Here is a 15,915-nt window from a genome sequence, read left to right as displayed (position 1 = left end):
AAAACAACTATGAAGACAAGATTTAAAATGCACAAAACAATTGGAATAATATGTCTTTTTATCGTTACACTTACATCTTGTACTGATGATTTGAATATTACTCCAAACGATGACCAAACCATTTTAAGTGAAGAACTTTTTACTAATGAAGCTGCTTACAAGCAAGTGCTTGCAGGTATTTATGCTAACTTGGCATTAACAGGTACCGACGGTGCTACAAGTTCTAACTTAAAAAATATTGATGCGGGTACCAGCCAATTTGGTCGTGTTTTACTTTACACACAAACATTGGCGGCAGACCAAATGATTTGGTCTTATGAGAATGACCCGGGGACCAGAGAATTACAACGAAACATCTGGACGGCTCAAAACCCATTATTATTGGGCATGTTTAGTAGGGCACATTTATCAGTTGCTTTAGCTAATAACTTCTTACGTGAAACAACAGATGACAAATTAAGTTCCAGAAATGTTTCTGAAGCCACTAGAAATGACATAGCCGTTTACCGTGCAGAAGCAAGATTAATGAGAGCTATGGCATACTACTATTTAATGGATCTTTTTGGAAAGGCAAATTTTGCCGATGAAACAACACCAATCAATTCACAACCCGAAGTTTATAACAGAGGCCTATTATTCGCTTTTATAGAATCTGAACTTAAGGAAATTGAAAATCTCCTGGTTCCTGCAAGACAGAATGAATATGGTAGAGCAGACAGAGCAGTTGCACAGATGATTTTAGCCAAAATCTATTTAAATGCAGAAGTATATGTAGGAGAACCTAAATACGCCGAATGCATTGCTTATTGCGATCAAATCATTGGTGGTGGCTATACCTTGGCTGATGACTATCTACACAATTTCATGGCAGACAACAATACAAATTCTGCAAGAAATGAAATTATCTTCCCAATTGTTTCAGACGGAGTAACAACTCAAAACTATGGTCCAACCACAGTAATGATCAACGGTTCGGTTGGAAGTATAGAGAAGAATGGAGACGAAGTTGGTGTAGGCACAGAAGGATGGGGAGGTGCTTTAAGAGTTAGAAAACAATTTGCTACTCTTTTTGAAGGTGCTTTTGCAAATGATGACAGAAACACACTTATTTCTGCAGACAGACCTATTGATATTGCTGATATATCAGATAGGGACACTGGTTACATCATTCAAAAATACTCTAATGCAACCTCAACCGGTGGTTTTGGAGTTGATAAGACATTTGTAGATACGGATTTCCCGTTATACAGACTTGCAGATGTATACTTAATGTATGCAGAAGCCCATCTTAGAGGAGGTGGCGGCAATGCCACTACAGCTCTTGGCTACTTGAACGCCTTAAGAGCGAGAGCCAATAATCCTGTGGTGTTAACGTCGGGAGACATGACTTTAGACTTTATTCTGGACGAAAGATCACGTGAATTACATTGGGAAGCTCATAGAAGACAAGATCTTATTAGATATGGCAGATTTACAGGTGGAAACTACAATTGGGCTTGGAAAGGAAACGGAAGTAATGGTATTGCCCTACCTGCTCATTTTAATGTATTCCCTATTCCGGTAGGAAGTATGGCGGCAAACCCTAACCTAACCCAGAACACTGGATATTAATATTTAAAAAATTAAGAATGATGAAAAATTTAAAACAATTTTCAGCTGTTAGTATCATTGGTTTGGTTATGCTTTTCTTTGCCACATCATGCGACGATGACTCAGAAACATTTTTTGTTACTGCACCAACAGCTCCGGTTTTAGCAGATTTAGGCTTTACTCAATTAGAGCTAGATCCTTTAAACACGTCAAATCCTGCTGTGACTTTAAGTTGGTCAGAGTCAGATTACGGACAACCAACTGCCGTAAATTATTCGGTTCAGTTCTCCACGGATGATGCTTTTACAAGTCCTGTCAATGCGGCAACCATTACCGGGCAAACATCAATTACACTTTCTATTGGTGAAATTAATTCAGCCGCAGGTAGTGCCGGTTTAAATCCATTTGAATGGGCAGCTCTTTATACAAGAGTGGTAGCTTCCATTGGAACTCAACAAAGTGAGAGTATTGCTTCCAATACACTTAACTTTCAGGTATTTCCTTTCTTCAATTATCCTTTTGAAGACTATTACCTGGTAGGTAACGGAACGGCTGCAGACTGGAATAACAACAATAATAACCCTGCACTATTTAGAGATCCAAATAATGGGAATCATTTCACATTTACCGGATTCTTTACCAAAGGTGGTGGCGGTGAAGGAGACGGAAGATTTAAAGTCCTTGAAACAAGAGGCTTATGGCAGCCACAATGGGGTTCATCTCATCCTGATGGTGACGACCCAATTGAAAGCGTTGGTGATATTGCTGGAAACCCAGGCACTCAAGATAGCGACCCGGGAAGGTTTGGTGTTTTAGCCGATGGCTACTATGAATTCACCATAGATTTTGGCACCAAAAAGTACAGTGTTTCACCTTTTGATGCATCAGGAGCAGCAGATTTTACGAGTATGATCATGCAAGGTTCGGCTTTAACTGATACAGCCATGAACCAATTGGCTTTCGATACACATTTATGGTACATAAGCAGCATACGCCTTGTACCAGGTGACGTACAATTTATGACCAATACAGGCAGCGTTTGGGGTGCAGGCACCTCATTCTCAGGACAAGCTACAGAAAACGGTGGCAGTATCCCTGTTATTGTGGAAGACGACTATGAAGTTTGGTTTAATGACCTGACTGGTAGGTATATCATGATACCATTAAACTTATAAAAAAAAGTACTATGAAGATAAGTATTAAACAAATTAGCAGGTTTATTTTAGGTTTGACGCTATTATTTATGGCCTGTGAAACCGAGGAAACCTTAAACATTACCACAGCTGAACCAGTATTTGAGCTTAAACAACCTTCTATTTCAAATATTAATTTAAATCCAGAGTTACCTGATAACCCTGCATTTACAATAGTATGGACGGATGAATTATCTGACGGAGGTTCCACTTATACTGTAGAATTATCAACCGATCCTATTGCTTTTGAAAGTCCAATGACTTTGGGAACTTCAAATTCAAATAGGTTTAGTATGTCCGTGGCTGAATTTAATGAAGCTGTAATAGGAGCCGGTGTACCGGCATTTGAACCATTTGCTGTTTTTATGAGAATATCATCAGGTTCATTGATCTCAAACGTAGTAAGTTTTAGTGTTTCATCTTATGCTGAAACACCACCCGTAATAACAAGTCCTGATAACACATTTGAAGTTGTTTTATCAGATGTGGCGCCTTCAGATACGGCATTAACTGTGGAGTGGGATGATCCTGACTTTGGAGAAAATGCCACTGTTGAAATATCCTATGCCTTAGAATTTTCTGAAGCCGGCAGTGATTTTGCAACGGTATTCACCGTAGAGCCGGAAGAAAACAATGGTGCTACCAGCATGGCCTTAAGTCATGAGACATTAAACGAAGCTGCTTTAAATTCCGGACTTACAGCAGAAGAAGCAGGGCAACTTGACATTCGGGTAAAAGCATCTATTGCTTTAGACGGTGGAGATATGGTACGTTACTCTGAGGGTATAACCATTACCGTTACACCATACGACGTTGTACTACCTCCGGTATTATATATTGTTGGCGCCGGTGTACCTGATGCGGGATGGAGTTGGAATTCTCCGGTTGAATTAACCTTATCGGGAAGTAGATACGGAGGCAATGTTAATTTCTCACCGGATAATGGCGGTAATTTTAGATTCTTTACAGATGCTTCGTTACAATGGGCTTCTCCAAGTCAGAATTTCCCATATTATGAAGACAGAGGCTATACCATAGACAGCAACTTCCAAAATGCCAATGATGGTGATCTGAATTTCCAATTTGTTGGAACAGCTGGCCTTTACTATTTAGAAATTGACACTGAAAACAGAACTATTACTTTAGGTGATCCAAGAACAGGACCAAACTGTGAACATGATCAATTATGGCTTGTAGGTGCTGGTGTACCGGATGCCGGTTGGGCCTGGACTTCACCTGTTGAATTGCCTTGTACAGGTAATGGTATTTACTCTGGCGCCGTAAGATTACAAAATAATGGAGGCGCTGATAATAACTTCAGGTTCTTTACTGACAGAACATTAGAATGGGGATCACCAAGCTTTAACTATCCGCATTATGAAAACGCAGGCTATAGCATTGATAGTAATTTCATGAATGCCGGTGACGGAGATAGTAATTTTGCCTTTGTTGGTACCTCCGGTGATTATATTTTAACAATCAATGATACGAGTAAAACCATAACATTGGAACCAATATCATGTGCGCTTGACCAATTATGGCTCGTAGGTGCCGGTGTACCGGATGCCGGTTGGGGATGGGGATCTCCCGTAGCATTACCATGCTTTGGTGATGGTGTTTATTCCGGCAATGTACTCCTTCAAAATAACAACGGTGCCGATAACAATTTCAGGTTCTTTACCATAGAAGGTGATTGGGGTTCAGGACAAAATTACCCTTATTACGAAGGCGAAGGTTACACCATAGACAGTAATTTCGCAAATGCAGGTGATGGTGACAGCAACTTTGCATTTATTGGCACTACCGGTACTTATAAACTTACTGTAGACACCATGGCAAAAACCATAACTCTGGAGGAAGTGGCAGTACCTAACTGTGACCTGGATCAGCTTTGGTTGGTCGGTGCAGGCGTACCCGATGCAGGTTGGGGATGGGATACTCCAGTGGCATTACCATGCACAGGAAATGGCACATACTCCGGAAATGTTACGTTTGGTAATGATGCCTTTAGATTCTTTACAACAGAAGGTGATTGGGGTTCAGGATTGAACTATCCATATTATGAAGGAGAAGGTTACACCATTGATAGTGATTTTGCAAATGCCATGGATGGCGATAGTAATTTCTTATTCAACGGGACGCCTGGAACTTATTTATTAACCGTAGACACGGTTAATAAAACCATCACGTTACAATAATTATAATTAGTAAAAGGGGCATGATTTATTCATGCCCCCTTTTCTTTTCATTTATATCTTCTTCATATTATGAAAAAATTACTACTATTATTATTTACACTTGTTTGCTCACTGTTAAACGCGCAAGTAACGGTAAGTCCTTCATCATTTGAAGTCAATGAAGAGATAACGATTACTGTGGATTTGAATAGCGGAGCAACAAATTGTAACGGACTAAGTAGTCCGGCTAAAGTTTATATACACTCGGGAATTGGAGACAACAGCAATGCTTTTGGCTTTAGCGTTGTTGGTAATTGGGGACAGGATGATGGTGTTGGCGAAATGACTGATAATGGAGACGGTACCTGGAGCATTACCCTTACTCCCGAAACCTATTACGGACTAGACGCAACACAAGCGGCTAACGCAACACAAATTGGTGCAGTTTTTAGAAATGCCGACGGATCTCAGGAATTGAAAGCTACAGATTGCGAAGACTTTTTTATCCCTGTTGGAATCCTCAATATTAATGTTGTTGAACCCTGGGGAAACCCGGCGGTGGTGTTATCGGGAAACAATTTGACCGTAAGAACAAATCTCAGGTATCAAGGTAGTCTGGCACCAGGGTCATTCGAAATTTATTTTAATAATGTGCTTCAGGATAGCGGTAATGGTTTTACCACCTTCTTAGGAACCATTAACAATATTACAACTAATGGAACCGTACGAATTGTGGGGTCTCCATTATCTTCACCAACAGAAAGTGAGGAGGCCACATTTGAGGTAATCGTGGCTCCAACAGTAACTTCTGAAAGCATGCCTGTAGGTTTGGAAGAAGGCATTAATTATGATGACGCTGATGACACAAAGGCCACTTTGGTACTTAACGCCCCCCTAAAAGATTATGTCTATGTTGCAGGAAGCTTCAATGGTTATACTCCCGGAGCATCTCATTTAATGAAAAAAGATCCAACATCAGGTAAATTTTGGTTGGAATTAACAGGGTTAACCTCAAGTCAAGTTGAAACCTTTCAATATTGGGTGTATGACTCTGATCCAGTGACCGATTCACCGTATATCGTAAAAACGGCCGATCCGTTCTCGACTTTGGTTTTATCGCCATTTGATGATTCCGGAATATCTGCTTCTACATTTCCTGGTTTGGGAACAACCTATCAGTATCCGTCAGGTCAGGAACGCGAAGTAACCGTTTTACAAACGGGGCAAACGCCATATTCCTGGAACATTACCAACTTTAGTAAACCAAAAAAAGAAGACCTCATCATTTACGAGGTTCTTATTAGAGATTTTGATTCCGACAGGAACTTTCAAGACCTTATTGACCGAATTTCCTATTTTAAAAACTTAGGTATTAATGCTATAGAACTTATGCCTGTCATGGAATTTGAAGGTAACGAATCATGGGGTTATAATACGGCTTTTCATATGGCATTGGATAAATTTTACGGAACTCCTGATAAATTTAAGGAGCTCATTGACACCTGCCACCAAAATGGCATTGCCGTGATATTAGACCTTGCTTTTAATCATGCTTATGGCAGAAATCCGCTGGTACGTATGTGGATGGATGACCCGGATGGAGACGGCTGGGGTGCCCCCAGTTCTGAAAGCCCGTTTTTTAATGAGACCGCAAAACATTCCTATAGTGTTGGTAATGATTTCAACCATTCCCAAACCGTTACCCAGGACTATGTTAAAAAAGTAGTTTCCCATTGGATAAACGAGTTTAAAATAGATGGTTTTAGATGGGACTTAACTAAAGGGTTCACACAAAATTGTTCAAGCAGCGATGAGGGTTGTACCAACAGTTACCAGGCAGACCGGGTACAAATATTAAAAGATTACGCGGACCACTCCTGGAGTCAGGATACGGACCATTATGTTATATTCGAACACCTTGGAACAGATACTGAAGAACAAGAATGGGCTAATTACAGAATTGGAGAAGGCAAAGGCGTTATGATGTGGAGCGAAATGTGGCACGATTATAAAAATCTTGCTCAGGGGAAAGTTGAAGATTGCGATGTCCCTGCCAACCCAAGAAGTTTGAATATTGGAAGAATAGGGCATGTAGCCCATGGGTTTACAGGAAAAAGAACGGTAGGGTACCCTGAAAGCCATGACAAGGATAGAATGATGTATGAAATGATGACCTTTGGCAACGACGATTGTAACGGTTTTGATCTGAATACTTCTTTAACCAGAATGTCTGCTTTAGGCGCTATGTTCATCCCGGTACCTGGCCCTAAAATGATGTGGCATTTTGCAGATTTAGGCATGGACGATTCCATTTGGTCCTGCTCCAATGGTGTAGTGAATTCAGACTACGATGGCAATAATGATGGTGATTGTAAGCTCGACACCAAACAACAACCGCAATGGACCGAGAATTGGTTAACTGACCCCAACAGGAGTCAGGTTTACAGTGATTGGAGTCGACTTATAGCTCTGAAAATAAATGAGCCTGTTTTTGAGGGGGATTATAACATTACAACAAATACATTAACACCAAGAATTAGCATTTATACTGGAGATGAAAACACTTCCGGCGGAACACTTAAAAATGTTATTGTTATTGCTAATTTTTCTACCTCCAGTCAAAATGTAAATCCAAGTTTCCCTTATGATGGTACCTGGTATGATTTGATGGATGAAACAGGAAGCACAACCATTAGCGGAAGTACAACATCGGTTAATTTAACCGCAGGGGAATTTAAAATTTATGGCAACCAATCCGCTTCCCTAAGTACCGAAGATAATATATTTAAATCAGGTTTGACCCTTTATCCCAATCCTGCAAGAAATGCATTTAGATTAAATAAGGAGGTTGAGTCTGTATCCATTTTCAACCTTACCGGTAAAGAAATAAAATCATTTAAAGGCAATTTCAGTCAAGGCTATTCCTTTGACATTGCCAACTTACCGCAAAGTATATATCTGGTAAAGATTAAAAGTAGTTTAGGAGCGCAGCAAACGCTCAAAATGGTAAAACTGTAGTTTAGTTTTTCATAGTTATTTAGTTGTAACAAAAAAAGCTTCTCATTATGAGAAGCTTTTTTGATTTTTATACTAAACTTATTCTTTAGTTTCCTTTTTTATAATCAGCTAAGAACTTAGCCAGACCGATATCCGTTAGCGGGTGTTTTAATAGTCCGGTAATAGAAGATAATGGCCCTGTCATAACATCCGATCCTATCTTCGCACAATCGATCACGTGCATCGTGTGACGAATCGATGCTGCCAATATCTGTGTTTCGAATCCATAGTTATCAAAGATCTGTCTGATCTCTGCGATCAGGTTCAGACCATCTGTAGAGATATCATCCAATCTTCCTAAGAAAGGTGATACATAAGTCGCTCCTGCCTTGGCTGCCAATAAAGCCTGTCCAGCTGAGAACACTAATGTTACATTGGTCTTGATCCCTTTATCTGAAAAGTATTTACAGGCTTTGATCCCGTCAGCGATCAACGGTAACTTGATCACGATCTGAGGGTGCAGGGCTGCTAAGGCCTCGCCTTCTTTTACCATACCTTCAAAGTCTGTTGAGATCACCTCGGCACTGACATCACCATCTACAATCTCACAAATCTTTACATAGTGGTTCAATATGTTTTCCTCTCCTGTGATGCCTTCCTTGGCCATTAACGAAGGATTGGTGGTTACACCATCTAAAATCCCCAATGCCTGTGCTTCTGCTATATCATCAAGGTTGGCCGTATCTATAAAAAATTTCATCTTGTTTGCTTTATTATTTTATTCTGATTTCGATATAATGTCCAATTTATTCTTAGACTCTTTTTTTAAACCTCTCAACTGCGCGAGGGGACATCGTCTTATTTATTTTACTAAAATTGTATCCAAATATGCTATAACGTTCTGGCTCGCTTGTTCGCCCGTAAACCCGAATTTTTCATCCAGTACACCAGCCGGTGCTGAGTATCCGAAGTGATCCAGACCGAACACTTTTCCGTTAGGTCCTACTAAGGATTCTAAATTCACCGGTAAACCTGCGGTCAAACCAAACAATGGTTTGTCAGATGGTATGATGCTTTCCTGGTATGCTTTTGGTTGCTGTCTGAACAGTCCTTCTGAAATTACCGAGGCGATGCTCACTTTCAAGCCTTTTTCGGCTTCCAGAATATCGGCTGCGGCTACTAAAGTGGATACTTCTGATCCGTTAGCTACTAACACCACATCCGGGTTCTCAACTGCTCTTACTAAATAACCTCCTTTTTCTGCGCCTAAGGCTTCCTGGTATCTTGTTGTGTTTTGGGCCGGTACATCTTTTACCCCTTGTCTTGATAAGATCAAGCCTGATGGTGTCTTTGTGTTTTCCAGTGCCATTTTCCAGGCTACGGAGGTTTCCGATGAATCTGCCGGACGTAATGCCAGGAAACTTTGGTTGCCACTATGGTTTTTAAGTTTCTCCAATAATCTTATCTGGGCTTCTTGTTCGATCGGCTGGTGTGTTGGACCGTCCTCTCCTACTCTAAAGGCATCGTGTGTCCAGACATATTTTACTGGCAGCTCTTGAATAGCGCTCAATCTGATAGCCGGCTTCATATAATCAGAGAATACGAAGAAGGTTGCTACTACAGGAATGATACCTCCATGTAAGGCGATACCGTTGGCTATACAGGCCATGGTCAACTCGGCTACTCCTGCCTGTAAGAACGAACCGCTAAAGTCTCCCTTTTGTAATGAAGAGGTCTTCTTTAGGAATCCATCTGTTTTATCTGAGTTCGATAAATCGGCAGAGGATACGATCATGTTCTCTACGTTCTCGGCCAAATACCCCAATACGTTTGCTGAGGCTGCTCTTGTTGCCAGTCCTTCTTTATGTTCTATGGATTCAAAATCCAATTCCGGCAATTCTCCTGAGAAGAAATGGTCCAGTTTGTTTGCCAGGGCTTCGTTCTCTTGTCTCCAAGTCTGGATATCTGCTTTCTTTTTGGCGGCTTGTGCAGTCTTTTCTGCTACTACATTCTTGTAGAATGCTTCAACATCTCCGTATATATCGAATGGATTATCTAAATCGGCACCCAAGTTCAACAGGGTCTTTTCGTAATCGGCTCCAGTTGCTCCAATTGGTTTTCCGTGAAGTTCACAGTGGCCTTCGTACATACTGCCATCAGCAGTGACACAACCTTTACCCATAATGGTCTTTCCAATGATTAAAGTGGGCCTTTCGGTTTCGTTATTGGCATCGGTTAATGCCTTTCTGATCTGGTCGTGGTCATGGCCGTCAATGGTCACTACTTTCCATCCCCAGGCTTCATACTTCATGGCCGTATCTTCGGTCGTTACCTCATCGGTAGAAGTCGATAACTGGATATCGTTGGAATCAAAGAACATGATAAAGTTGCTCAATCCTAAGTGACCGGCTATTCTTCCGGCTCCCTGGGAGATCTCTTCCTGTACACCGCCATCGGAAATAAATCCGTAGATCTTGTGGTTTACCCAGTCGCCAAATCTTGCTTCTAAGAACTTAGCCGCAATGGCTGCTCCAACCCCCATAGTGTGTCCTTGTCCTAATGGACCGGAGGTATTTTCTATGCCTCTTTCAAAGTCCACTTCCGGGTGACCGGGCGTGATAGAACCCCATTGCCTGAAGTTGGCAACATCTTCCTTTTTATAGTTCCCTAAAAGGTAATATTGGGCATACATTAAAGTGGACAGGTGACCAGCGTCCATAAAGAACCTATCCCTGAAAGGCCAGGTCATATCGGTGGGATCGTAATTAAAGAATTCCGAGTAAAGAATGTGCATGTAATCCGCGCCTCCCATAGGCCCGCCCGGGTGACCCGATTTGGCCTTCTCTACCATCGCTACTGCTAAGGCTCTAATATTATCCGCCGACTGCTGATCTATTTGTTTGTTCATTTTAATGTATAGTTAATTTTAATTGTTTTAATCCCTGTTTAAGTGAGGAAATATTTTTTGCAAATATATAATCTTTAATCAGTTGTGATGGCAAAAACCAAATATTTTCCTGAAAATTAACGAAACCGTTTAAGTAGTTTTTTAAAGCATAAAAAAAGCCTCTCAAAAATGAGAAGCTTTCTTTTAAATATGAATAACTATTGTTTTATTTCAATTCTAATTTTTGCGTTTTGTTAAACCCTTCACCACGTAAAGAAACGAATTTTTCATGCATTTCTTTTGCTTTCTCCGGGTTGGACTCATACAAGCTTGTGGTCTGACTTAAATCGTCTTTTAAATTGTATAGCAATGGCACATCACTATTACCTAATTCAATATTAACCTGTGTGTTAACAGCCGGCCCCTTGTAAGAAGGGATGTATAACCAATCGCCACTTCTTAAAGCCGTTCTTGAGGTAGCTTCAATTATTAAATCCTCACGCCCTTTATCGCTTTTTCCTAAAAAGGCATCCAATAATTCCTGACTGTCTGTACTATTTTCTTCAACTCCAACCAATTTGGCCATGGATGCCAATAAATCCATCTGACATACCAAAGCATCGGAAACACCCGGTTGGATTTTGCCTTTCCAATAGGTTATGAACGGCATTCTTGTGCCTGCTTCAAACAAACTGTATTTCCCTCCTCTTAACACCCCTGCCGGTGTATGATCACCTATTTTGGTATCGGCATCATCATAATAGCCATCATTTAAAACCGGTCCGTTATCACTGGAGAATATTATTAAAGTATTGTCAAGAATGCCTTCTTCTTCTAAAGTTTTTACAAACGCACCGATACACCAATCGGCTTCTAAAATAACATCGCCTCTTGGCCCCATACCGGATTTTCCAACAAATCTTGGATGCGGCGTACGCGGTACATGAGGTTGTTGCATGGCATAGTATAAGAAAAACGGTTTCTCTTTATGACTTTTAACATAGGCTTGTGCTTTTTCCAGGAAATGGTCTGCCATATCAATATCACTCCATTTTGCCGCTTCACCACCTTTCATAAAGCCAATACGGGGAATACCATTAACAATGCTGCTGTTATGCCCATGATGCCATTTCATGGTTGTTAATTCAGGATTATCTTTTCCTGTTGGCTCGCCTTCAAAGTTATTTTTATAATCAACTTCAATAGGGTCGTTTGGATCTAAATTAACTACATGGCCATTCTTAATATAAACCGTTGGAACACGGTCCTGAGTGGCTGCTAAAATATACGATTCATCAAAACCCACTTCGTTTGGCCCTGGAGATACTCTCTCATTCCAATTAACATTGCCTGACCCCAAACCTAAATGCCATTTACCTACAATGGCTGTATCATACCCTTGTTTTTTTAACAGTTTAGGCAAGGTTTGTTGCTCTGTACTAATTATTAACGGGGCTGTGCCCGGTAAGATCTTTGCACTTGTATTTTTCCATGGATACATCCCGGTTAGCAGTGCATATCTACTTGGGGTGCAAGTGGCTGAAGATGCATATCCGTTTGTAAAACGAAGTCCGCCATTGGCTAAAGCATCAATATTTGGCGTGCTTATTTCAGTGGCTCCGTAAGAACTTAGGTCACCATAACCCAAATCATCTAAATAGATAACTACAATGTTAGGATTTTTAGGAGCTTCTGTTTCAACGGTTTCCTGCTTTTTGGTTTTTCCGCAACTCACTATAAATAGTACACTCAAAAGAAATAATGTTAGTTTATTCATCTTTATTAATTGATTTTACTTGTTCTGTGTTTTCTCTTCAGCTACAAATATTGGGCTTTTTTATTAATTCATGTTGACCAAATGCTGATAAAAGTATCACATATGTTTAATTAAATTGAATTTCAGGCATACCTTCAGCACATTCAAGTATCACTTTAGAGTTGCCTCTATCGCTCTTGTTTTCTAAAAGTATATTTTTAGAGGCTTCAATTTTAATTGCCGGATTATCTGCATGCAACATGGGAGATGTTCCTGAATTAGTTATGGTATTCCCTGTAAATTTTAATCCATCAGTATTAGTTATTTGTAGTATTAGATTATCAAACTGATTAAAGGTATTATCTATAATTTCTATGTTTTTAAATGCTTTATTGAGCTTATTAATGAAACACTTAGTAAAAATATTATATACTCCGTTAAAAAAATGCAACATATGATTTAAAATTTTGTGATGAAAAATCTGTCTAGTATTTGTATAACTTATTTTCAAATTAAACTTTTCTATAGTATACAGAGTCCTATAACTTTGCGCAATCAATCTAACAGTTTCATGTTAAAACAAACCTTCAAAATTTTCCTGCTCTTATTAATCCCAAATGCTATTTTCAGTCAATCTGCTCCAATTACCGGGCATGTTGTTGATGAACAGGACAATCCGTTGGAATTTGTTTCCGTGGCACTTTTAAAACAAAAAGACACAACACTTATAAATTATACAATTACTGATGCGAAAGGTGATTTTGCCATTACTGAAGTTCCCAAAGACTCTTTGATAATCCAATTATCTTATATGGGGTTTTTAACGCATTCCGAAAACGTTGTTTACAATAATGAAGCTTTAGATCTAAAGACCATTACCCTGAAAGAAAGCCCAAATGTTTTAGATGCCGTAACTATTTCAGCTGTAGTTCCTGTTCAGGTAAAAAAAGATACTATAGCTTTTAACGCAGGGTCGTTTAAAGTAAATCCTAATGACAACTTAGAAAATCTGCTTTCTAAATTACCGGGATTGGAGATTGAATCTGACGGAAAAGTTATTGCCCAGGGCAATGAAGTGACCAAAATTTATGTGGATGGTAAAGAATTTTTTGGTGGAGATCCGGCTATTGTACTTAAAAACCTGTCGGCTGATGCCATAGCCAAAATTGAAGTTATTGATAAAAAAAGTGATGAATCCGAACTTACCGGTGTGGATGACGGCAATAAACAAATGGTCATCAATTTTTCATTAAAGAAAACGAAAAAGAATCAGGGGTTTGGAAAATTTTCCGCCGGTATGGGTTTAGACAGCAGATATTTCAGCAACTTAAATTATAACCGATTTTCACCCAAGACACAGGTTTCGGTAATTGGGAAATTCAATAACATAAACGTTACCGGGTCTAATATTCAGGGCTTTTTACAAAATGCTAATGGTATTGCAGATGAAGATGATGAAGACGAGGTAAAAAGGACAAACGCCCGTAGCTTAAGCGGTTATTTAAAAACCGAAGTGGCCGGTGCCCATATTGGTCATGAATTCAAGGATAAGGTATCGTTTAATGCCGACTATTTTTATAACCTTTCTGATAATAGCGGAACGTCTTCTTCGAAAAGAGTATCCTATTTAAGTACCAATAATTTTAATTATGAATCTGAAAACATATACGACCGGGTTTCTAAAAATCATAATATAAACTTCAATTATAAAGACAAAGCTAACAGGAACAACAGGTTAACTTTTAGGGGAAAATTAAGTGCTTTTAATAATATGTCTCTTTCAGGAAAAGATGGCAGGTTTTTTAATGAGTCAGGTGCACTAACTACAACCAATAATCAGAATCTTAGAAATGTAAACGACAGAAAAACAGGAAATTTTAATATAGATTTTTATCAAAAACTGGCAAAAGCCGGCAGAAGTTTCAGCACCGGATTCAATACCAATATAAGCCAGCAAGTAAGAGAAAATAAGCAATCTACTTTTATCACCAGAAATATACATAACGGTAACCCTACTGAAAGGACTATTGAGACTTTAAGAGACGAAACTTTTAATAATAATATATTTGGATTTAACTTTAAATACACCGAACCTCTTGGCAAAAACCACTACCTGAAACTACAATCGTTTTTCAGGTCAAAAAATGATAAAGAGGACATTTATCAGTTTAAAAACACTATAACAGATGCTAATAACGAAGAAGTGTTAGCTTTTAAGTATAAACACATAGAAAACAGTTACCAGACCAGATTGGCACATAATTATGTGGCTCCCAAAATAAACATATTTAGTGCCGTTGAATTACAAGATTTGAACCGGGACTTTGGAGTTATAAAAGAAGTTTCCGTAAAAAAAGGATTGCAGTTTTTAAACCCAATGGCCTTTATACAATACAAACCCAAAAAAGGCAGCAAATACAGATTTTCATATAAACGATTGATCAGAAACCCCACATGGAATGAAAGCTCCACGGTTATTAATGATTTAAATCCATATTATATTAGGCAGGGAAATCCTGATCTGAAAGCGGAAAAAATGGACGAATTAACTTTGAATGCCAACATTTTTAGTTTTAAGTCATCCACCTCCATTTATGGCAGAATTCAATACCAACATTCAAAAGATGCCATAGTACAGAGTATTGATATTGATGACGATTTTGTCAGAACCCGAAGTTTTCAGAATAGTGGCGACAGAAAACGATTAACGGCCAATATTAGCTATAGTAAAAAGCTAAAAGGCTTAGGTGTAAGATATACTATTAAAAACAGGAATACTTACAGAACTTCAAATTCTATTATCAACCTTCAGCTTAATGACGTCACTTCAAAAGACTTTTTTGTTAGTTTCTTACTTGAAAACACTAATAAAAATACTGTTGATTTAAAATTTGGTGCAGATTATGGCGTTAACAATACGGCTTTTTCCTTAGAAGAAGATTTAAACAGAACGTATAAAAAGCAAACGTACTTTTCAATGTTTGATTATGACGTTAACCAAAAGCTTAACTTTAACACCCAGTTTGATTATATTGTTTTTTCAGATAATCAGTTTGATTCAAGCCTTAATCTACCTATTTGGAGTGCTGCCTTTTCGTATAACTTATCTAAAAACAAAAACAATATCTGCAAATTACTATTGATTGATTTACTTAATAAAAATATTGACTTTTACAGACGCAGTACAACTAACTACTTTGAAGAAACTACCTCTGAAAGTTTAGGGCGTTACGTTATTCTAAGTTATACTTATAAACTAAACAACAGTAAGAAGAAGAAAACAAAACGAGTTTAAATTAAGTAAGTATTGTTCTT

At 38.9% G+C, this 15,915-nt stretch carries 9 protein-coding genes; 5 read left to right on the top strand and 4 right to left on the bottom strand.

The annotated features are described in order from the left end of the window. Nucleotides 1–9: 9 nt before the first annotated feature. The 4 genes from Q0983_RS19815 (at nt 10) to Q0983_RS19800 (ending at nt 7,978) form a co-directional block, all read left to right on the top strand. Nucleotides 10–1,611 (top strand): RagB/SusD family nutrient uptake outer membrane protein, encoded by a 1,602-nt coding sequence (locus tag Q0983_RS19815; protein ID WP_299556871.1) that lies wholly within the window; start codon nt 10–12, stop codon nt 1,609–1,611. A gap of 17 nt (nt 1,612–1,628) precedes the next feature. Next, nucleotides 1,629–2,765: a SusE domain-containing protein gene (locus tag Q0983_RS19810; RefSeq protein WP_299556869.1), complete on the top strand. Its 1,137-nt coding sequence runs from the start codon at nt 1,629–1,631 to the stop codon at nt 2,763–2,765. A gap of 11 nt (nt 2,766–2,776) precedes the next feature. Further along, nucleotides 2,777–4,981: a SusE domain-containing protein gene (locus Q0983_RS19805; protein WP_299556867.1), complete on the top strand. Its 2,205-nt coding sequence runs from the start codon at nt 2,777–2,779 to the stop codon at nt 4,979–4,981. A gap of 69 nt (nt 4,982–5,050) precedes the next feature. Then, on the top strand, nt 5,051–7,978 hold the full coding sequence (locus tag Q0983_RS19800) for an alpha-amylase family glycosyl hydrolase (RefSeq protein ID WP_299556865.1): 2,928 nt from the start codon (nt 5,051–5,053) through the stop codon (nt 7,976–7,978). An 85-nt stretch (nt 7,979–8,063) separates the two neighbouring features. On the opposite strand, the gene fsa is transcribed toward Q0983_RS19800, so the two are convergent. The 4 genes from fsa to Q0983_RS19780 form a co-directional block, all read right to left on the bottom strand. Beyond that, a complete protein-coding gene (gene fsa, locus Q0983_RS19795; protein WP_299556863.1) occupies nt 8,064–8,717 on the bottom strand; it encodes a fructose-6-phosphate aldolase in 654 nt (217 codons plus the stop codon). Between the two features lie 102 nt (nt 8,718–8,819). Then, complete coding sequence (locus tag Q0983_RS19790; protein ID WP_299556861.1) at nt 8,820–10,865, bottom strand: transketolase; 2,046 nt, start codon at nt 10,863–10,865, stop codon at nt 8,820–8,822. Between the two features lie 205 nt (nt 10,866–11,070). Further along, nucleotides 11,071–12,621, bottom strand: coding sequence for an arylsulfatase (locus Q0983_RS19785; RefSeq protein WP_299556859.1), 1,551 nt, complete (start codon nt 12,619–12,621; stop codon nt 11,071–11,073). Between the two features lie 106 nt (nt 12,622–12,727). Further along, nucleotides 12,728–13,054, bottom strand: a complete 327-nt coding sequence (locus Q0983_RS19780) for a hypothetical protein (protein WP_299556857.1) — start codon at nt 13,052–13,054, stop codon at nt 12,728–12,730. A 117-nt stretch (nt 13,055–13,171) separates the two neighbouring features. On the opposite strand from Q0983_RS19780, the gene Q0983_RS19775 reads away from it, so the two are divergent. After that, complete coding sequence (locus Q0983_RS19775; RefSeq protein WP_299556855.1) at nt 13,172–15,895, top strand: outer membrane beta-barrel protein; 2,724 nt, start codon at nt 13,172–13,174, stop codon at nt 15,893–15,895. Nucleotides 15,896–15,915 lie beyond the last annotated feature (20 nt).

It is taken from the genome of Seonamhaeicola sp., assembly GCF_028281565.1.
Classification (GTDB): domain Bacteria; phylum Bacteroidota; class Bacteroidia; order Flavobacteriales; family Flavobacteriaceae; genus Seonamhaeicola.
The sequence above is the reverse complement of the archived record's forward strand: the minus strand, read 5'-3'. Positions and strand labels throughout refer to the sequence as shown.

Excerpts from the sequence above, each read along its gene's own strand:
- Q0983_RS19815 (WP_299556871.1), top strand. The coding sequence starts at position 10 with ATGAAGACAAGATTTAAAATGCACAAAACAATTGGAATAATATGTCTT.
- Q0983_RS19810 (WP_299556869.1), top strand. The coding sequence starts at position 1,629 with ATGATGAAAAATTTAAAACAATTTTCAGCTGTTAGTATCATTGGTTTG.
- Q0983_RS19805 (WP_299556867.1), top strand. The coding sequence starts at position 2,777 with ATGAAGATAAGTATTAAACAAATTAGCAGGTTTATTTTAGGTTTGACG.
- Q0983_RS19800 (WP_299556865.1), top strand. The coding sequence starts at position 5,051 with ATGAAAAAATTACTACTATTATTATTTACACTTGTTTGCTCACTGTTA.
- fsa (WP_299556863.1), bottom strand. The coding sequence starts at position 8,717 with ATGAAATTTTTTATAGATACGGCCAACCTTGATGATATAGCAGAAGCA.
- Q0983_RS19790 (WP_299556861.1), bottom strand. The coding sequence starts at position 10,865 with ATGAACAAACAAATAGATCAGCAGTCGGCGGATAATATTAGAGCCTTA.
- Q0983_RS19785 (WP_299556859.1), bottom strand. The coding sequence starts at position 12,621 with ATGAATAAACTAACATTATTTCTTTTGAGTGTACTATTTATAGTGAGT.
- Q0983_RS19780 (WP_299556857.1), bottom strand. The coding sequence starts at position 13,054 with ATGTTGCATTTTTTTAACGGAGTATATAATATTTTTACTAAGTGTTTC.
- Q0983_RS19775 (WP_299556855.1), top strand. The coding sequence starts at position 13,172 with ATGTTAAAACAAACCTTCAAAATTTTCCTGCTCTTATTAATCCCAAAT.